The sequence below is a fragment of the Rubrivivax sp. JA1026 genome, assembly GCF_011065555.1.
GTDB classification, from domain to species: domain Bacteria; phylum Pseudomonadota; class Gammaproteobacteria; order Burkholderiales; family Burkholderiaceae_C; genus Rubrivivax; species Rubrivivax benzoatilyticus.
Map to the genome: position 1 here is coordinate 31747 of NZ_JAALCQ010000013.1, position 18456 is coordinate 50202.

Consider the following 18456-nt stretch of genomic DNA (forward strand, 5'->3'; position numbering starts at 1 on the left):
GGGGTTGGATTGATGGAAGTCAGCCGCGAGCGATGGGGCGCGCGGGGTCGCGGCACCACTCGCTCCACGAGCCCGGGTACAGCCGCATGCCCTCGAAACCGGCATGCGCCATCGCCAGCAGGTTGTGGCAGGCGGTGACGCCGCTGCCGCACTGCAACACCACCTGCTCGGCCGGCGTCGCCCAGCGCTCGAACTCGGCGCGCAGCGTGGCGGCGGGCTTGAAGCGGCCGTCGGCCTGCAGGTTGTCCTTGAAGCAGCGGTTCGTCGCGCCGGGAATGTGGCCGCCGACTGGGTCGATCGGCTCGACCTCGCCGCGGAAACGTTCGCCGGCGCGCGCGTCGACGAGGCGCACGTGGCCCAGCGCGGCGAGCAGCGACTCGGCGGTGATCGTCGGCATCGCCGGCTCGGGGCTCAGCGGGTAGGGCGCGCCGGCGGCCGGCGCGGTGGCCGAGCTCACGAGTTCGCCGCCGGCGGCGGTCCAGGCGGCCGGGCCGCCGTCGAGCACCGCGACCTTCTCGTGGCCCAGCCACTTCAGCATCCACCACGCGCGCGCCGCGTACGGCCCGCCCTGGGCGTCGCAGCAGACGACCTGGGTCTCGGGCGTGATGCCCCAGGCGCCGACGGTGGCGGCGAAGGCCTCGCGCGTGGGCAGCGGGTGGCGGCCGCGCCGGCCGTCGCCCTTGGGGCCGGACAGATCACGTTCGAGGTGGGCGTAGATCGCGCCCGGCAGGTGGCCGGCGGCGAAGGCACGTTCGCCGGCGGCCGGGTCGCCGAGGTCGAAACCGCAGTCGAGCACGACGACGCCGGCCGGCGCGGTGCGCAGGTCCTCGGCGCTGACAAGGGTGGTGAAGCTCATCTCAGGTCTCCGTGGAAGGGGTGAGGCGGGGCGTGCGGGCGAGCCAGGTGGCGGCGATGCCGGCGGCGACGATCAGCGCCATGCCGGCCAGCGCCGACAGCGTGACCGGGTCGTCGAACAGCCAGACGCCGAAGCCGAAGGAATAGACGATGCCCAGGTACTGCAGCACCGCGTTCGTCATCGGCTGGCCGATGGCGTAGGCGCGCGTCATCATCAGCTGCGCCACCGAGGCCAGCACGCCGGTGGCCAGCAGCAGCGCGACGCCGCGTGCGCTGTGCGCGCTGGGGCCGCCTGACGCGAACATCAGCAGCGCGCCGGCCGCCACGCCACCGGCAGCGAAATAGAAGACGATGCGCTGCTCGGGCTCACCGGCCTGGCCCAGCGAGCGCACGTGCAGCAGCGCCTGGGCCGACAGCAGCCCCGACACCAGCCCGGCCAGCCCGTGCAAAAGCTGGCTCGATTCGATCGTCGGCTTGAGCACCAGCGCGACGCCGGCGAAGCCGGCCAGCACCGCGGCCAGCAGCCGGGCGTCGAGACGCTGGCCGCCGCGCCAGGCGGCGCCGACGAGGAAGGCGGCGATCCACACCGACGAGGTGTAGTTCAGCGTCATCGCCGTGGCCAGCGGCAGCGTGCCCAGCGCGTAGAACCACAGGCAGATCGCGCCGACGCCGGCGGCGCTGCGCTTGAAGTGCAGCCCCGGCACGCGTGTGGCCAGCGGCGTGCCGCTGGCGCGCAGCAGCACGGCCATCAGCACGACGCTGACGGCCGAGCGGTACATGACGATCTCGCCGGCGCCGTACTGCGCCGACGCGAGCTTGACGCACAGCCCCATCGCCGCGAACAGGAACGCGGCGCCGGCGATCAGCAAGGGGGCACGCAGCGGGCCCGGGGCCGGCTGCGCGCGGCTCACCGCGACAGGTTCATCTGCCGCCGGTACCACTCGTGGAACTGTTGCATGCCGTCTTCCATCGGGCTCTGGTAGGGCCCGACCTCGTTGTCGCCGCGCACCATCAGCGCGTGGCGGCCGGCGTCCATTCTCTCCGCGATCTCGTCGTCCTCGATGCAGGTCTCCATGTAGGCGGCCTGCTGGGCCTCGACGAACTCGCGCTCGAACAGCGCGATCTCCTCGGGGTAGAAGAACTCGACCAGGTTCAGCGTCTTGCGCGGGCCCCTGGGGAACAGCGAGGACACGACGAGCACGTGCGGATACCACTCGACCATGATCGTCGGGTAGATCGTCAGCCACACCGCGCCCTGCGCCGGCGGCTGGCCGGCGCGGTAGGCGAGCAGCGCGTCGTGCCAGCGGCGGTAGACCGGCGAGCCCGGCCGCGCCAGCGCCTGGTGCACGCCCACCGTCTGCACCGAGTGGTGCGCGCCGAACTCCCAGCGCAAGTCGTTGCAGGTGACGAACGAACCCAGCCCCGGGTGGAACGGGCCGACGTGGTAGTCCTCGAGGTAGACCTCGATGAAGGTCTTCCAGTTGTAGTCGCACTCGTGCACGACGGCGCGGTCGAAGACGTAGCCCGAGAAGTCGAGCAGCGGCTGCGGCGCCATGCCGGCCAGGTCGGCGGCGAGGTCGCGCCCGTTGTCCTCGAACAACAGCCCGTTCCACGCGCGCAGCGGGTACTGCTTCAGGTTCAGGCAGGGGTCTTCGGCGAAGTGCGGCGCGCCGACCAACTGGCCTTGCAGGTCGTAGGTCCAGCGGTGCAGCGGGCAGACGATGCCGCCCTGGGTGCGGCCGCGGCCCTTGAGCATGATCGCCTGGCGGTGGCGGCAGACGTTGGAGACGAGTTCGATGCCGCGTTCGTGGCGCACGAGCGCGCGCCCCTCGCCTTCGTGCACGAGGGCGTGATAGTCGCCAGTGGCGGGAACGGCGAGCTCGTGCCCGACGTAGCGCGGGCCGGACTCGAAGATGAGTTTCTGTTCCTGCTGGAACAGACCCTCGTCGAAATAGTGGGTGACGGGAAGCTGAGACGTGCTTCGATCGAGAGCTTCGAGACGGATGCTCAGGTCAGACATGATCCGAGGGGATCCTCCGTGACGGATGTCCAAACCCCCGCCCGGTGGCCCCGCGGGCGGGCATGGTGACTGACGAATGCGCCCCTCGGTGGCGTCGCATGGGTTTCGTCAGGCGAACCGACCATTGTACCGGCCGGGTGGGTGGCGCAGCGGGGCAGGCGGAGTGTCCGAGCGCCGCACTGCCGTGTGTCTAGAATGCCCGGCTTGCTGTCACGTTCCCACCGAATGTCGTCCGTCCCCGCCCCGCAGGAGCCCGCCAGCTACGAGCAGGCCGTCGCCGAACTGGACCGTCTGGTCCAGCAGATGGAGACCGGCCAGATGCCGCTGGACCAGTTGCTCGACGGCTACAGGCGCGGCAGCGAACTGCTGACCTTTTGTCGCAACCGGCTGCAGGCGGTCGAGGAACAGGTCAAGCTACTTGACGATGGACAGCTGAAGACATGGAGCGCACCCTGAATTTCGATCAATGGGCGCGACGCCAGCTCGACGCGGTGGAAGCCGCGCTCGAAGCCTGGGTTCCCGACAATGCTCCCGCCGGCCTCGGCGAAGCGATGCGCTACGGCGTGCTCGACGGCGGCAAGCGGCTGCGGCCGCTGCTGGTGATGGCCGCCTGCGAGGCGCTGGGCGGCTCGCGTGAAGCCGCGCTGCGCAGTGCCTGCGCGGTGGAACTGATCCACGCCTACTCGCTGGTGCACGACGACATGCCGTGCATGGACAACGACGTGCTGCGCCGCGGCAAGCCGACGGTGCACGTGAAGTACGGCGAGGCCCAGGCGATGCTGGCCGGCGACGCGATGCAGGCGCTGGCCTTCGAGATCCTGACCCCCGACGAGGGCGTCGAGCCGGCGCTGCAGGCCAGCCTGGTGCGCCTGCTGGCGCGTGCCGCGGGCCACGCCGGCATGGCCGGCGGCCAGGCCATCGACCTGGCCAACACCGGGCGTTTGCTCGACGAGGCCACGCTGCGCGAGATGCACCGCAAGAAGACCGGCGCGCTGCTGCTGGTCAGCGTGCAGATGGGCGCGGCCTGCGGCTCGCCGGCGCCGGCCACCTGGCAGGCGCTGTCCGAGTACGGCGAGGCCATCGGCCTGGCCTTCCAGGTCGTCGACGACATCCTCGACTGCACCCAGGCCTCCGACAAGCTCGGCAAGACCGCCGGCAAGGACCTGGAGGCCAACAAGCCGACCTACGTCTCGGTGCTCGGCCTGGAGCCTGCCCGCCGTTACGCGCAGGAACTGCGCACGCAGGCGCATGCGGCACTGGCGCGTGCCGGTCTGGCCGATGTCGCGGCGCTGGCCGCGATCGCCGACAAGGTGGTGGAACGCGAGAACTGAACTGACGGCTTCATCCCCGTTGCCGGCCGTTGGGAGGCGGGCGACTTCGGGAGCGGTTCGTGGTGCCGTCACCGGCGCCGCGGCTCGTCCAGCGCGGTGGAAACTGACATGAGCAAAATCCTCGATTCGATCCAGACGCCGGCCGACCTGCGCCGCATGTCGCGCAGCGACCTGCCCGGGCTCGCGCGCGAAGTGCGCGAGTTCGTGCTGAACACCGTCAGCCAGACCGGGGGGCACCTCGGCAGCAACCTGGGCACGGTGGAGCTGACGGTGGCGCTGCACTACGTGTTCAACACGCCGCACGACCGCATCGTCTGGGACGTCGGCCACCAGACCTATCCGCACAAGGTGCTGACCGGCCGGCGCGAGCGCATGCACACGCTGCGCCAGCTCGGCGGCATCGCCGGCTTCCCGCGCCGCGACGAGAGCGAGTACGACACCTTCGCTACCGGCCACAGCTCGACCAGCATCAGCGCCGCGCTGGGCATGGCGCTGGCGGCCAAGCAGAAGGGCGAGGACCGCAAGGCGATCGCCGTCATCGGCGACGGCTCGATGACCGCCGGCATGGCCTTCGAGGCGCTGAACAACGCCGGCGTGCCGCATGCCGGCGTCAACGCCGACATCCTCGTCATCCTCAACGACAACGACATGTCGATCAGCCCGCCGGTGGGCGCGCTGAACAAGCACCTGGCGCGGCTGATGAGCGGCAACTTCTACGCCGCCGCGCGCGAGGGCGTGAAGGGCGTGCTGAAGGCTGCGCCGCCGCTGTTCGAGCTGGCGCGCCGTTTCGAGGAGCACGCCAAGGGCATGGTCGTGCCGGGCACGATCTTCGAGGAGTTCGGCTTCAACTACGTCGGCCCGATCGACGGCCACGACCTCGACGCGCTGATCCCGACGCTGGAGAACCTGCGCAACAAGAAGGGCCCGCAGTTCCTGCACGTGGTCACGAAGAAGGGCTACGGCTACAAGATGGCCGAGGCCGACCCGGTCAAGTACCACGCCGCCAGCGGCCGCTTCAACCCGGCCGAAGGTTTCCCGAAGAGCAGCGGCGGCAAGCCGACCTTCACCCAGGTCTTCGGCCAGTGGCTGTGCGACATGGCCGAGGCCGACGAGCGCCTGGTCGGCATCACGCCGGCGATGCGCGAAGGCTCGGGCATGGTCGAGTTCCACAAGCGCTTCCCGCGCCGCTACCACGACGTCGGCATCGCCGAGCAGCATGCGGTGACCTTCGCCGCCGGCCTGGCCTGCGAAGGGCTGAAGCCGGTCGTCGCGATCTACAGCACCTTCCTGCAGCGTGCCTACGACCAGCTGGTGCACGACGTCGCGCTGCAGAACCTGCCGGTGGTCTTCGCGCTGGACCGCGCCGGCATCGTCGGCGCCGACGGCCCGACGCACGCCGGCGTCTACGACATCGCCTTCATCCGCTGCATCCCGAACTGCGCGCTGCTGGCGCCCAGCGACGAGAACGAATGCCGCCAGGCGCTGACCACGGCCTATCGCCGAGACCAGCCGGTGGCCGTGCGCTACCCGCGCGGCAGCGGCTGCGGCGCCGAGATCGAGACCGGCCTCAGCGAATGGGAATGGGGCAAGGGCGTCGTGCGCCGCGAAGGCCAGCGCATCGCGATCCTGGCCTTCGGCACGCTGCTGCACCCGGCGCTGGCCGCCGCCGAGAAGCTCGGCGCGACGGTCGTCGACATGCGTTTCGTGAAGCCGATGGACGAGGCGCTGGTGCTCGAGATGGCGCGCCGCCACGAGGCCATCGTCACCGTCGAGGAAGGCTGCGTGATGGGCGGTGCCGGCAGCGCGGTGCTCGAGTGCCTGGCCGCCGCCGGCGTGACGACGCCGGTGCTGCAGCTGGGCATTCCCGACCGCTTCACCGAACACGGCGACCCGAACAAGCTGCTGTCGATGATGGGCCTGGACGCCGAGGGCATCGAAGCCTCGATCGTCAAGCGTTTCGCCAGCCGCCCGGCGCTGGCCGCGGTCAACGGCTGAGCCGGCTGCGCCCGCACCCGAAGGCCGCCTGCGGGCGGCCTTCGCCTTGATTGAACGCTGCGTGGAAACCCTTGCACCGTCCGCGCTGCCGAACGCAGGCATCATTCAGCCCGACATGACGAACCTGACCGACGCCCTCCACATCCCCGACACCCAGAGCGCGCGCGACGAGCGCCACGTCGCGATCCAGCGCGTGGGCGTCAAGGACGTTCGCTACCCGCTGCAGCTGCGTGTGGCCGGCGCGGTGCAGGCGACGGCGGCGTCGTGGACGCTGGACGTCGCGCTGCCGGCCGAGCAGAAGGGCACGCACATGTCGCGCTTCGTCGCGTGGCTGGACGCGCTCGACGAACCGCTGGACGCCGCCGCGCTGGCCCGCCGCCACGCCGCGATGCTCGACAAGCTCGGCGCGCGCGAAGGCCGTGTCGAGGCTTCGTTCTCGTTCTTCCTGAGAAAGCGCGCGCCAGTTTCCGGCCTGCAGAGCCTGCTCGACTACCAGGGCCGCTGGATTGCCGAGACGCGGCTGGACGGCGACACGCCGAAGACCACGCTGTGGGCCGAGGTCGCGGTGCCGGTGAAGAGCCTGTGCCCGTGCTCCAAGGAGATCTCCGACTACGGCGCGCACAACCAGCGCTCGATCGTCACGATCCGCGTCGAACTGCTGCAGCCCGTCGAGTGGCACGAACTCGTGCGTTTCGCCGAGGACGAGGCCTCCAGCGAGATCTGGCCGATGTTGAAGCGCACCGACGAGAAGTGGGTCACCGAGCGCGCCTACGAGAACCCGAAGTTCGTCGAGGACCTGGTGCGCGACGTTGCGCTGCGCCTGAACCGCGAGCCGCGCATCGGCCGCTACGTCGTCGACGTCGAGAACTTCGAGTCCATTCACAACCATTCCGCCTGGGCGCGCATCGAGCGCTGAGGCGAAATACTCGAAATACCGGGGTCAGGTACCAAGGTACCTGACCCCGGCGTCCGAGGTGCCTGACCCCGGCGTCCTGACCCCGGCGTCCTTACTGGAACAAGGCCAGCAGCCGCTCCAGCGCGACGGTGAACGGCCCCTGCATCGCCGGCAGCGTCAGCAGGATGCCGACGAGGCCGACGCCCAGCGTGATCGGGAAGCCGACCGAGAACACGTTCATCTGCGGCGCCACGCGCGACACCGCGCCGAGCACGATGTTGACGAACAGCAGCATCGCCAGCAGCGGCAGCGCGATCCAGACGCCGGTCGAGAAGATCTCCGCCGCCCACAGATGCGGCCGCGCCTCCTTCAGGAAGCCGAACGGCTCGGGCCCGACCGGGAAGGCGGTGAAGCTCTGCACCAGCGCGGCGATGACCAGCAGGTGGCCGTTGATGACGATGAACAGCCACGCGATCGTCGTGCCGTAGAAGCGGCTCGTCGCGGTGGCGGTGCCGCCGCGGATCGGGTCGAAGAAGGCGGCGAAGTTCAGCCCCATCTGCAGGCCGACGATCTCGCCGGCGAACTCGATGGCGGCGAAGACGATGCGCACCGCGAAGCCCAGCGACAGCCCGATCACGACCTGCTGCACGACGAGCACGAAGGCCTGCGGCGAGTCCAGCGGCACCGGCTCGACGGCCGGCAGCGAGGGCTGCGCGGCGAACGCGATCAGCCCGGCCAGGCCGATGCGCACGCGCGTGGGCACGCTGCGCGTGCCCAGCACCGGCATCGCGGTGAACAGCGCCAGCGCGCGCAGGAAGGGCCAGATCAGCGGCGTGATCCAGCCCAGGATCTGGGCCTCGTCGAAGCTGATCACGGCCGGCGCGTTTGGGTGCGGGGGCGGGCGACGTTCAGCCGACGACGCTCGGGATCGCCTGCAGCGTGCGCTGCAGGTACTCGACCAGCGTCGTGATCATCCACGGCCCGGCGAAGCCGAGCACGGCGACGGCGGCGACGATCTTGGGCACGAAGCTCAGCGTCGCCTCGTTGATCTGCGTGGCCGCCTGCAGCACGCTGACGATCAGGCCGATGGCCATCACGACCAGCAGGATCGGCGCCGACACCAGCAGCAGCAGGTACAGGCCCTGCTGGCCCATCGAGAGGACTTGTTGTGCGTCCATGGCGGCGGCTTTCAGGTGACGAAGGAGGCGGCGAGCGAACCGAGCAGCAGGTTCCAGCCGTCGGCGAGCACGAACAGCATCAGCTTGAAGGGCAGCGCCACCAGCACCGGCGACAGCATCATCATGCCCAGGCTCATCAGCACGCTCGCGACGATCATGTCGATGATCAGGAACGGGATGAAGATCATGAAGCCGATCTGGAACGCGCTCTTCAACTCGCTGGTGACGAAGGCGGGAACGAGCACGCGCAGCGGCACGTCCTCGCTCTTGACCTCGGCCGGCAGCTTGGCCAGCTTGGCGAACAGCTGCACGTCGCTCTGGCGCGTCTGCTTGAGCATGAACTCGCGCATCGGCACCTCGCCGCGCTTCAAGGCCTCGTCGAAGGCGATCTGGTTCTCGGCGAAGGGCTTGTAGGCCTGGTCGTAGACCCGGTCGAAGGTCGGCGACATGACGAAGAAGGTCAGGAACAGGCTCATGCCGATGATGACCTGGTTCGGCGGCGCGGCCTGCGTGCCCAGCGCCTGGCGCAGCAGCGACAGCACGATGACGATGCGCGTGAAGCCGGTCATCAGCAGCAGCAGCGCCGGGATGAACGACAGCGCCGTGAAGAACAGCAGCGTCTGGATCGGCACCGAGTAGCTGGTGCCGCCGGCGCCCTGGCCGACGAGCAGCGGCAGCCCGCCACCCGGCGCCTGCTGGGCGAAGGCGGCCGCCGGCAGCGCCAGCAGCGCGGCCGTGCCGAGCCCGCGCAGCAGACGGTCAGCGCGCATCGTGGTCCCCGCGGCGCTGCAGCCGGCCGAGCATCTGGCCGAAAGGCGTGCCGGTGCCGGTGGCCGGCGCCGGGGCCTCGTCCTGCGGCGCCATCGTGTGCAGCGTGCTGATCGCGCCCGGTGTCACGCCGAGCACCAGCCAGCGGCGCTCCTCGCCGCTGCCGACCTCGACGGTGACGATGCGCTGGGTGTTCGACAGCGGCAGCGCGGCGACGGTGCGCATCCCGGCCGACGAGGCGTTGCGGCCCATCGGCGTGCGCCGCAGCAGCCACAGCGCCACCGGGATCAGCGCGATGACGACGGCGAAGGAGAAGAGGGCGCCGAAACCGGCGGAAGCGTCCACGCGGGGCTCCTCAGGTGCGCGACAGCCGGCGCATGCGCTCGCTGGGCGTGACGATGTCGGTGAGCCGGATGCCGAACTTGTCGTTGACGACGACGACCTCGCCCTGGGCGATCAGGTAGCCGTTGACGAGCACGTCCATCGGCTCGCCGGCCAGCGCGTCGAGCTCGACGACCGACCCTTGCGCGAGCTGCAGGATGTGCTTGATCGGGATGCGCGTGCGGCCGAGTTCGACGGTGAGCTGGACAGGGATGTCCAGGATCATGTTGATGTCGTTGCCCGAGCCGGAAGCCGGCACCGACGCGCCGAAGTTGGTGAACGCCGCCGGCGCCACCGTCTCGGCCGGTGCCCGCACCTCCGAGGCGACCTCGGGTTCCTTGCTCTCGGCGAGCGCGGCGGCCCATTCCGCGGCCATGCGGTCCTCTTCGGACATGTTGGTGTCAGCCATGGTGGTGGTCTCCGAGCCAGCCCACGTTGGAGCTGGTCAGCAGTCGGTCGATCTTGATCGCGTAGCGGCCGTTGGTCGTGCCGTAGTGGCAGTCGAAGACGGGCACGCCGTCCACCTTCGCCTGGATCATCGGGTCGAGGTCGAGCTCGATGAAGTCGCCCGGCTTGAACGACAGCAGCTGCTCCACGGTGGCCGGGGCGTGGCCGAGCTCGGCGACGAGGTCGACCTCGGCGGCCTGGATCTGGTGCTTGAGCAGGTTGACCCAGCGCCGGTCGGGCTCGGCCGAGTCGCCCTGGATCGTCGAGTACAGGACGTCGCGGATCGGCTCCAGCGTCGAGTACGGGATGCAGAAGTGCACCGCGCCCGAGGTGTCGCCGATCTCCAGCGTGAACGCGGTGGAGACGACGATCTCGCTGGGCGTGGCGATGTTCGCGAACTGCGGCTGCATCTCCGAGCGCTGGTACTCCAGCTCGAGCGGGTAGATGCCGTGCCAGGCCTTCTTGTACTCGGCGATGATGCACTCGACGAGGCGCAGGATGACGCGCAGCTCGGTCGGCGAGAAGTCGCGCCCTTCGATGCGGGTGTGGAACTTGCCGGCACCGCCGAACAGCGCGTCGATGACGGCGAAGACGACGTTCGGGTCGCAGACGATCAGCCCGGAGCCGCGCAGCGGCTTCACCGACACGAGGTTGAAGTTCGTCGGCACGACGATCTCGCGCAGGAAGGCGCTGAACTTCTGCACCTTGATGCCGCCGATCGACACCTCGGGCGACTTGCGGATCAGGTTGAACAGGCCGATGCGGATGTTGCGGGCGAAGCGCTCGTTGATCACCTCCATCGTCGGCATGCGTCCGCGGACGATGCGCTCCTGGGAGGAGAGGTCGTAGTCGCGGATGCCGCCGGCGGTCTGCTCCTCCTGCTCGAGCTTCTGGCTCTCGCCGGTGATGCCCTGCAGCAGTGCGTCGACTTCGTCCTGCGAAAGGATCTGCTGGTTCATCGAGCGGGTGTCACTGGATGATGAAGTTGGAGAAGTGCACGGCGGAGATCGGGAGCTCCTCGGTCTTCTTCTTTTTCTTCTTCGGCTTGTCCTCGGCGGCGGCCTCGTCGTCGGGCTCCTCGACCTCGTAGCCCATCGCGCGTGCGGTCTCGCGGCGCACCTGCTCGGCGAGCTTGGCCTTGCCTTCGCGGTCGGACAGATCGGCGGCGGTCTTGTCGGCCAGCGCCATCAGGATGTTGTTGCGGATCGCCGGCATGTAGGCCTTGATGGTGTCGCCCATCTTGGCGTCGCGGACCTCCAGCGTGATGCCGACCTGGGCGTAGCGCTCGGCATCGCGGTCGGCGAGGTTCACGGTGAACGGGTCCAGCGGCACGAAGGTCGGCGCCGACTTCGGGTCGTGCTTGACCTCGGCCTTCGCCGGCTCGGCGTCCTCGGCCCCTTCCTCGGTGTCGGCGTGCGGCTTCTTCAGCAGGAACACCGCGGCGCCGCCGCCGATCGCGAGCACGGCAACGAGCGCGCCGACGATGATCAGCAGCTTCTTCTTGCCTTTTTTCGGCGCGACCGCATCGGTTGCAGCGGCTGCGGCGGGGGCGGCGGTGGCCATCGGGCGGACTCCTTCCTGTCGGGATCCCCGTCGTGGCCGATGACCGGCCATCGACGGGCTTGGAAGGAATTATTCGGGGCGCGCCGCCGGCGAAAGCGCCGATAAGCGGCCCGAAAGCCCGTCTAAAGCCCGTGGCGGCGGTGCCGCCGTCGCGGGTGATCAGGCGTAGGTGTCGAGCATGCCGCGCGTGCGCGCGCGGGCCGGCGCGGCCGCCGCGACGGACTCGTCGCCGCCGCCGTCGCCGCGTGTGCGTCCCGCGTCGGCCGTGCCGCGGCCGCCTTCGGTGTCGTCGCGGGCGGGGCCCTGGTGCTGCTCGAAGACGCCGCCGCCGGTCAGCGTCAGCCCGGCCTCCTGCAGCGCGCCGGCCAGCGTCGGCAGCGCCTGCTCCAGCGCCTGGCGCGTGTCGGCCTGCTGCGCCGCCATGACGACCTGCGCGCTGCTGCCCTCGACCTGGATGCGCACCGTGATCGGGCCCATCTCGGCCGGGTTGAGCTGCAGCCGGGCCTCCTGCAGGCCTTCGCGCAGCATCACGCTGACCTGGGCCGACAGCCCCGGCGCGAAGTCCGGCGAGCCGACCGGCGCGGCGATCTGCGCGGCATACGGCGTGGCGGTGGCCGCCGCCCGGGCTTCGGGCGTGGCCGCCTGCTGCGCCGGGCTCGTCTGGGCCGGGTTGCCGGCAGCGGCCAGCTCGGCGCGGAAGTCCGGGCGACGTTCGCCGCCGACGGCCTCGGCCACCGCGCCGCGGGCCTCGGTGGCGCCGGCCTGCAGCGCGGCGGTGGGGTCGGCCTTGCCGGCGCCGGCGCCGCCGCGGGCGCGGCCGGTGGCGGCTGCGGCATCGGCTTCGGCCTCGCCTCGGGCGCTGCCGGCGCGGGCGGCCCCTGCACGGGCGGCCGCGGCGGCGGCGCGTGCCGCCGGGTTCAGCAGCCCGGCCAGCAGCGACGAGACGTCGCCGCTCCCGCCGGCGTCCTCGTCCGCGTCGCCGCGCGTCGTGCGCTCGCCGGCCTCGGCGGTGGCCGACGCGGCATCGTCGGCGGCGTCGGTGTCCGACGCCTTGCGTGCCGCCTTGTCCGGGCCGCGCTCGGCGCGGTCGCGTTCGGCACGGTCGTTCCGTTCGGCCTTGTCGGCCTGGCGCGAGGTCTCGGCCTTGCGTGCACCCTGGCCGTCCTCGGCGGCGCGCCCGAGTTCACGGGCGAAGGCGCCGGGCTCCTTCTGCCGCGCGGCGTTCGACGGCGTCGGTGCGGCGGGGCTCGGGTTGACAGTGGCGATGGCGGCAGTCGTCATGGCAGTGGCGGATGTCTAGTGCCGGGCGGCTTCGGCCTGGCTGGCGCGCCAGCGGATCTGCTGCGCGGTCTCGTCGGTCTGGCGCTGGTCGCGGCGGGCCTGCACACGCTGCTGCTCGAGCTCGCGGCGCTCGATCAGCTTGCGCACCGAGGCGACGCGCATCTCGGCGGCGACGAGCCGCTGGCGCAGCCGCTCGACGTTGGCCTTCGCGGTCTCGATCTGCTGCTGCTGCTGCACCAGGGCCTCGTCGATGCGGTCGCCGAAGCTGCGGTAGCAGTGCAGGATCTCGACCGCGCCGAGCTGGCGGAACTGGCTCGCCCAGCGCTGCTGGTACTCGCCGCGGTAGCCGTCGAGCTGGTCGGCCTGGGCCTGGGCGCGGCGCGCGTGCTCCTCGGCGCGCTGGACCGCGGCCTGGATCTGGTCGCGCTCGGACTCGGCGTGTTCGAGCAGGGTGGGCAGGGCGCTCATGGTCAGGTCCCGACGAGGTGGAGGAGTTCCTGGCGGCTGGACTCGAGGTCGGCGCGTTCGCGCATGTCCTGCTGCAGCAGCGCGACGATCTGGCCGTGCAGGCGCACCGCGGTGTCGAGCTCGGCGTCGTGGCCGGGGGCGTAGGCGCCGAGCTGGATCAGGTCGCGCGCCTTGTTGTACTTGGCCAGCAGCTGGCGCAGCTTGCGCGCGGCGAGCAGGTGCTCCTTCGGCGCCACCGAGCTCATCACGCGCGAGACCGAACGCTCGACGTCGATCGCCGGGTAGTGGCCCGACTCGGCGAGCTCGCGCGACAGCACGATGTGGCCGTCGAGGATGCCGCGCGCCGCGTCGGCGATCGGGTCCTGCGGGTCGTCGCCCTCGGTCAGCACGGTGTAGAAGGCGGTGATCGAGCCGACGCCGTTGAGGCCGTTGCCGCTGCGCTCGACGAGCTGCGGCAGCTTGGCGAAGACGCTGGGCGGGTAGCCCTTGGTGGCCGGCGGCTCGCCGATGGCCAGCGCGATCTCGCGCTGCGCCATCGCGTAGCGCGTCAGGCTGTCCATCAGCAGCAGCACGTGCTGGCCGCGGTCGCGGAAGTGCTCGGCGATCGCGGTGGCGTAGCTCGCGCCCTGCATGCGCACCAGCGGCGGCGCGTCGGCCGGCGCGGCGACGACGACGCTGCGGCGCAGGCCGTCCTCGCCGAGGATGTCCTCGATGAACTCCTTGACCTCGCGGCCGCGCTCGCCGATCAGGCCGACGACGATGACGTCGGCGGCGGTGTAGCGCGCCATCATGCCCAGCAGCACCGACTTGCCGACGCCGGTGCCGGCGAACAGGCCCAGCCGCTGGCCGCGGCCGACGGTCAGCAGCGCGTTGATCGAGCGCACGCCGGTGTCCAGCGCGCGCCGCACCGGGTCGCGGTCCATGGCGTTGATCGGGCGGCGGATCATCGGCTGCGCGTGGGCGTCGGCGATCGGGCCGCCGCGGTCCATCGGATGGCCGTGCGAGTCGACGACGCGGCCGAGCAGGCCGTCGCCCATCGGCAGGTGCAGGCCGCGGTCCTCGCTGCGCCGCCAGGGGTGGTTCTCGACGCCGAAACGCGGCGGCACGCGCGGCGCCGGGCGCGGGATGACACGCGCGCCGCTGGCCAGGCCGTGCAGGTCGCCGGTGGGCATCAGGAAGGCGCGGTCGCCGTTGAAGCCGACGACCTCGGCCAGCACCGGCGGCTGCCCGGGCTGGCGGATCTCGCAGATCGAGCCGACCGGCACGCGCACGCCGGCGGCCTCGAGCACCAGGCCGGTGACACGCAGCAGCGTGCCCACGGCCTCCAGCGGCTGCGGCGCGCTGGCGTAGTCCTGGATGTCCTGCAGGAAGCGCGACCACTTGCGCGCGCGGGTGTCGGCCACCGGGGTCACGGCGTCGGCTCCCAGGGCTCGTCGCTGCCCATCGCCGCGGCGGCCTGCGCCCAGCGCGAGGCGATGCGCGCGTCGATCGAGCCGACGTCGGAGTCGACGAGCACGCCGCCGCGCTCGATGCCGTCGTCGGCCAGCAGCCGCGCGCCGCGCGCGGTCAGCGCCTCCTCGGCGCCCTCGGCGACCAGCGGCAGGTCGTTCGGGTGCACGCGCACGGTGATGTGGCGCGCGCTCAGCAGCACGTTGTTGACGGCCTCGGCGGCGACACGCGCCACCAGCGACGGGTCGGCCTGCAGCTCGCTGCGCAGCACCTGGCGCGCCAGCTGCACCGCGGTGCGCGCGACGGCCGTCGCGATCTCGGCGTCGAGCCGGTCGAACTGGGCGTTGAAGCTGTCGACGACGGCGCCCACCTGGGCCGTGGCCTGCGAGGCGAAGCTCTGCTTGAATCCCTCGAGCGCGACCAGGCCGTCGCGGTAGCCGTCCTGGTAGCCGGCCTGGCGCGCGGCGGCGATCTTCGCCAGCCACTCCTCGGGCGTCGGCTCGGGCGGGGCGGCCGGCTCGGGCGGCGGCGCCTCGGGTTCGGGTTCGCCGTGGAACGAGCCGGGCTTCCAGGCGGCGAAGTCGCCGAGCTCCTCGCGCGGGATGAAACGCGTGTAGGCGCTCGCCGGCTTGCTGCCCTGCGGCGGCGGGACGTTGCGGAAACCGTGTTTAGAGGAACTGCTCATCGCCACCCGTGCTCAGCATGATCTGCCCTTCGTCGGCCAGGCGGCGGACGGTCTTGAGCATCTCCTTCTGTTCGGCCTCGACCTCGGACAGGCGCACCGGGCCGCGGGACTCGAGGTCCTCGCGCAGCGTCTCGGCGGCGCGCGTGGACATGTTCTTGAAGATCTTCTCGCGCAGGCCCGGCGTGGCGCCCTTGAGCGCGACGATCAGCGACTCCGACTGCACCTCGCGCAGCAGCGCCTGGATGCCCTTGTCGTCGATCTTCTCCAGGTCGTCGAAGGTGAACATGTTGTCCATGATCTTCTGCGCCAGCTCGTTGTCGGTCTCGCGCACGAAGTCCAGCACCGAGGTCTCGGCCGAGCTGCCCAGCATGTTCAGGATCTCGGCGGCGGCCTTGACGCCGCCGAGCGTGCTCTTCTTCATGCGGTCGCCGCCGGCGAGCACCTTGCTCATGACCTCGTTGAGGTCCTTCAGCGCCGCCGGCTGGATGCCGTCGAGTGTCGCGATGCGCACCAGCACCTCGTTCCTCTGGCGCTCGACGAACTGCTTGAGCACCTCGGCGGCCTGGTCGAACTCCAGGTGCACCAGGATCGCGGCGACGATCTGCGGGTGCTCGTGGCGCAGCAGCTCGGCCACCGAGCTGGCGTCCATCCACTTCAGGCTCTCGATGCCGGTGACGTCGCTGCCCTGCAGGATGCGGTCGATCAGCAGCGCCGCCTTGTCCTCGCCGAGCGCCTTGCGCAGCACCGACTTCACGTACTCGTCGGTGTCGGGCACGAGGATGTGCTCGCGCTCGGCAACCTCGGTGAACTTCTCCAGGATGGTGTCGACACGCTCGCGCGGCACGGCCTTCATCTTGGCGATCGTCTCGCCCAGGCGCTGCACTTCCTTCGGGGCGAGGTGCTTGAAGACCTCGGCGGCCTCCTCCTCGCCCAGCGACATCAGCAGGATCGCGGCGTCTTCCAGCCCTTCGTCGTCCATCGGCGCGGCCATCGGATCCTCCCGTCAGGCGGCTTCGCCGCTGACCCAGCCGCGCACGATGTTCGCGACGGCGGCCGGGTTCTCGCGCGCCAGCTTGCGCGCGGCTTCGAGCTTGTCGTTGGAGCGCGGGGCCTCCAGCGCCGGCAGCTGGTCGGGGCCGGGCAGCGCCGCGCCGCCGTCGACGAGCTCGTCGACGGTCTCGCCCTTGATCGGCTCGGGCTTGGCCGCGGCGGCCTTGATCGCCGGGCGGATCAGCGTGAAGACGACGATCAGCGCGACGAGCACCAGCGCCGCCGGCGTCGCGCCGCTGCGCAGCAGGTCCAGCACCCAAGGCTGCTGCCAGATCGGCACTTCCTCGGCCTCGGGCGCCTTCTCGACGCGGAACGGGGCGTTGACGACCCGCACCGAGTCGCCGCGCTCCTTGCTGAAGCCGATGCCCTGCTCGACCAGCGCGGTGAGCTTGTCCAGCTCCTCCTGCGACAGCGGCGTGCTCGTCGGCTTGCCCTTGGCGTCGACGCCGTTGCGGTGGTTGACGACGACGGCGGCGTTGATCCGGCGCACCGTGCCGGTGGCGCCGCGGATCACGCGCACCGTCTTGTCGACCTCGTAGCGCGTCTCGGCGTCGCGCTGGGCGTTGCCGCCGGCGGCGCCGCCGTTGGCCGCCTGCAGGGCCTGCGCCGGGCCGTTGATCGGCGCCGAGGCCGGCACCGGCGGCTGGTTGCTGACCGCGCCGGGCACGCCGCTGGGCACGTTGGCGCCCGGGCGGGTGGATTCGGACACGCGTGAGGCACGCACCGCGGCCGGGTTGTCGCCCTGGTTGGGCTTGAACTCCTCGGAGGTCTGCTCGGTCTGCGAGAAGTCGACCTCGGCGGTGACGGTGGCGCGCAGGTTGTCGCGGCCGAGCACCGGCTCGAGCAGGTCGTTGACGCGGCGCAGGTAGGTCGCCTCGACCTCGCGCACGTACTGCAGCTGCTGGGTGTCCAGGCCCTGCGAGGCGTTGTCCTGGCTGGACAGCAGGCTGCCGTCGCCGTCGAGCACGCTGACCGCCTTGGCGCTCAGCTCGGGCACGCTGGAGGACACCAGGTGCACGATGCCGGCGAGCTGGGCGCGGTCCAGCGTGTGGCCCGGGCGCAGCGTCAGCACGACCGAGGCCGAGGGCTTCTGCTGCTCGCGGAAGAAACCGTTCTGGTTGGGCAGCGCCAGGTGCACGCGCGCCGTCTCCACCGACGACAGGGTCTGGATGGTGCGCGTGAGCTCGCCTTCGAGCGCACGCTGCAGGTTGATGCGTTCCTGGCCCTGGGTCTGGCCGAAGGCCGTCTTGTCGAGCAGCTCGTAGCCGGTGATCGAGCCCTTGGGCAGGCCGGCGGCGCTGAGCTTCAGGCGCAGGTCGTAGACCTGGCTGGCCGGCACCATGATCGTGCCGCCGCCTTCGCTGAAGCGGTAGGGCACGTTCATCTGCGCCAGCTTCTCGACGATGGCGCCGCCGTCCTTCTCGCCGACGTTGGCGAAGAGCACGCGGTAGTCGTCCTGCTTCAGCGACAGCGCCAGCACGACGACGATCGCCAGCAGCGCGGCGAGGCCGGCCCCGGCCATCACCTTGGTCTTCATCGGCAGCGCCGTCAGGCGCGCCACGAATCCGGGCGGCGTCTCGGGCACGAGCGGGGGTTGCGCAACGACGGCAGTCTCCATGGCTGGGCATTCTTCGCTGCCGCCGGGCTTTCCGGTGGCACAAGAAAACCGGCAAACACTCGCCTGTTCGCGCCTTAGGACCGGGGACGCCGCCTCTACAGTGCGTCATCGGCACCATGGAACTCAAACTCAAGCCCTTCGACTTCAACCAGGCGGTGGCCCGCGCAGGGCTGCGGCCCGACGGCACGCCCCTGGTCGGCAAGACCGAGGCGCCGGCCCAGGGCGGCAGCTTCCGCTCGGCGATGGCCGAGGCGCTGCAGGACGCGAGCCGCAACCAGCTGGAGGCGCAACGCCTGCAGCGCGAGGTGGCGCTGGACAACCCGACCGTCAGCCTCGAGGAGACGATGGTCGCGATGCAGAAGGCGCAGCTGGGTTTCCAGGCGACGGTGCAGGTGCGCAACCGGCTGGTCAGCGCCTACACCGAAATCATGAACATGCAGGTGTAGGGCCCCCCCGGAGCGCTCGCGCGCTC

General features: G+C 71.0%; 21 protein-coding genes. 5 read left to right on the top strand and 16 right to left on the bottom strand.

Annotated features, from left to right (window positions below):
- Positions 1 to 19 precede the first annotated feature (19 nt).
- From G5B56_RS18875 to G5B56_RS18885, 3 genes are read right to left on the bottom strand one after another with little or no spacing between them, the layout of a single operon-like run.
- A complete protein-coding gene (locus G5B56_RS18875; RefSeq protein ID WP_164964234.1) occupies positions 20 to 856 on the bottom strand; it encodes a sulfurtransferase in 837 nt (278 codons plus the stop codon).
- Between the two features lies 1 nt (position 857).
- Positions 858 to 1766: a DMT family transporter gene (locus tag G5B56_RS18880; protein WP_009855355.1), complete on the bottom strand. Its 909-nt coding sequence runs from the start codon at positions 1764 to 1766 to the stop codon at positions 858 to 860.
- On the bottom strand, positions 1763 to 2875 hold the full coding sequence (locus G5B56_RS18885; protein ID WP_164964235.1) for an aromatic ring-hydroxylating dioxygenase subunit alpha: 1113 nt from the start codon (positions 2873 to 2875) through the stop codon (positions 1763 to 1765). Before G5B56_RS18885 ends, G5B56_RS18880 begins: the two co-directional genes overlap by 4 nt.
- Before the next feature lie 225 nt (positions 2876 to 3100).
- Here G5B56_RS18885 and xseB point away from each other — a divergent pair, with 225 nt between their 5' ends.
- From xseB to folE2, 4 genes are all read left to right on the top strand, one after another.
- On the top strand, positions 3101 to 3331 hold the full coding sequence (gene xseB, locus G5B56_RS18890) for an exodeoxyribonuclease VII small subunit (RefSeq protein WP_009855357.1): 231 nt from the start codon (positions 3101 to 3103) through the stop codon (positions 3329 to 3331).
- Complete coding sequence (locus tag G5B56_RS18895) at positions 3316 to 4206, top strand: polyprenyl synthetase family protein (protein WP_164964236.1); 891 nt, start codon at positions 3316 to 3318, stop codon at positions 4204 to 4206. Before xseB ends, G5B56_RS18895 begins: the two co-directional genes overlap by 16 nt.
- 108 nt (positions 4207 to 4314) lie before the next feature.
- A complete protein-coding gene (gene dxs / locus G5B56_RS18900; RefSeq protein WP_164964237.1) occupies positions 4315 to 6201 on the top strand; it encodes a 1-deoxy-D-xylulose-5-phosphate synthase in 1887 nt (628 codons plus the stop codon).
- 115 nt (positions 6202 to 6316) lie between these two features.
- Positions 6317 to 7117: a GTP cyclohydrolase FolE2 gene (gene folE2, locus G5B56_RS18905; RefSeq protein WP_009855360.1), complete on the top strand. Its 801-nt coding sequence runs from the start codon at positions 6317 to 6319 to the stop codon at positions 7115 to 7117.
- A 91-nt stretch (positions 7118 to 7208) separates the two neighbouring features.
- On the opposite strand, the gene fliR is transcribed toward folE2, so the two are convergent.
- The 13 genes from fliR to fliF all read right to left on the bottom strand — a co-directional run bounded on the left by fliR (position 7209) and on the right by fliF (position 17984).
- Positions 7209 to 7970 carry a flagellar biosynthetic protein FliR gene (gene fliR, locus G5B56_RS18910; protein WP_164964238.1) on the bottom strand — a complete coding sequence of 254 codons (762 nt, stop codon included), beginning with the start codon at positions 7968 to 7970 and terminating at the stop codon, positions 7209 to 7211.
- 34 nt (positions 7971 to 8004) lie between these two features.
- Positions 8005 to 8274 carry a flagellar biosynthesis protein FliQ gene (gene fliQ, locus G5B56_RS18915; protein ID WP_029718837.1) on the bottom strand — a complete coding sequence of 90 codons (270 nt, stop codon included), beginning with the start codon at positions 8272 to 8274 and terminating at the stop codon, positions 8005 to 8007.
- Between the two features lie 11 nt (positions 8275 to 8285).
- Positions 8286 to 9044, bottom strand: a complete 759-nt coding sequence (gene fliP / locus G5B56_RS18920) for a flagellar type III secretion system pore protein FliP (RefSeq protein WP_009855363.1) — start codon at positions 9042 to 9044, stop codon at positions 8286 to 8288.
- On the bottom strand, positions 9034 to 9387 hold the full coding sequence (locus tag G5B56_RS18925) for a flagellar biosynthetic protein FliO (protein ID WP_009855364.1): 354 nt from the start codon (positions 9385 to 9387) through the stop codon (positions 9034 to 9036). The genes fliP and G5B56_RS18925 overlap by 11 nt, the downstream gene beginning before the upstream one ends.
- Positions 9388 to 9397: 10 nt before the next feature.
- Positions 9398 to 9832, bottom strand: coding sequence for a flagellar motor switch protein FliN (gene fliN / locus G5B56_RS18930; protein ID WP_009855365.1), 435 nt, complete (start codon positions 9830 to 9832; stop codon positions 9398 to 9400).
- Positions 9825 to 10829 (bottom strand): flagellar motor switch protein FliM, encoded by a 1005-nt coding sequence (gene fliM / locus G5B56_RS18935; protein WP_009855366.1) that lies wholly within the window; start codon positions 10827 to 10829, stop codon positions 9825 to 9827. Before fliM ends, fliN begins: the two co-directional genes overlap by 8 nt.
- Positions 10830 to 10839: 10 nt before the next feature.
- Positions 10840 to 11433, bottom strand: a complete 594-nt coding sequence (fliL, locus tag G5B56_RS18940) for a flagellar basal body-associated protein FliL (protein ID WP_009855367.1) — start codon at positions 11431 to 11433, stop codon at positions 10840 to 10842.
- 159 nt (positions 11434 to 11592) lie between these two features.
- Entirely contained in the window at positions 11593 to 12714 is a 1122-nt protein-coding gene (locus tag G5B56_RS18945) for a flagellar hook-length control protein FliK (RefSeq protein ID WP_164964239.1), read from the bottom strand.
- A gap of 15 nt (positions 12715 to 12729) precedes the next feature.
- Positions 12730 to 13182, bottom strand: coding sequence for a flagellar export protein FliJ (fliJ, locus tag G5B56_RS18950; RefSeq protein ID WP_164964240.1), 453 nt, complete (start codon positions 13180 to 13182; stop codon positions 12730 to 12732).
- Positions 13183 to 13184: 2 nt separating this feature from the next.
- Positions 13185 to 14594, bottom strand: a complete 1410-nt coding sequence (gene fliI, locus G5B56_RS18955) for a flagellar protein export ATPase FliI (RefSeq protein WP_009857935.1) — start codon at positions 14592 to 14594, stop codon at positions 13185 to 13187.
- Positions 14591 to 15316: a FliH/SctL family protein gene (locus G5B56_RS18960; RefSeq protein WP_164964241.1), complete on the bottom strand. Its 726-nt coding sequence runs from the start codon at positions 15314 to 15316 to the stop codon at positions 14591 to 14593. The genes fliI and G5B56_RS18960 overlap by 4 nt, the downstream gene beginning before the upstream one ends.
- Positions 15300 to 16295, bottom strand: coding sequence for a flagellar motor switch protein FliG (gene fliG, locus G5B56_RS18965; protein WP_009857937.1), 996 nt, complete (start codon positions 16293 to 16295; stop codon positions 15300 to 15302). The genes G5B56_RS18960 and fliG overlap by 17 nt, the downstream gene beginning before the upstream one ends.
- 24 nt (positions 16296 to 16319) lie before the next feature.
- Positions 16320 to 17984 carry a flagellar basal-body MS-ring/collar protein FliF gene (gene fliF / locus G5B56_RS18970; protein ID WP_009857938.1) on the bottom strand — a complete coding sequence of 555 codons (1665 nt, stop codon included), beginning with the start codon at positions 17982 to 17984 and terminating at the stop codon, positions 16320 to 16322.
- 116 nt (positions 17985 to 18100) lie between these two features.
- Between fliF and fliE the strand changes: the two genes are divergently transcribed.
- The gene (fliE, locus tag G5B56_RS18975; protein WP_009857939.1) at positions 18101 to 18430 is read left to right on the top strand and encodes a flagellar hook-basal body complex protein FliE; all 330 of its coding nucleotides are present in this window, start codon (positions 18101 to 18103) and stop codon (positions 18428 to 18430) included.
- The last annotated feature ends 26 nt before the right edge of the window (positions 18431 to 18456 follow it).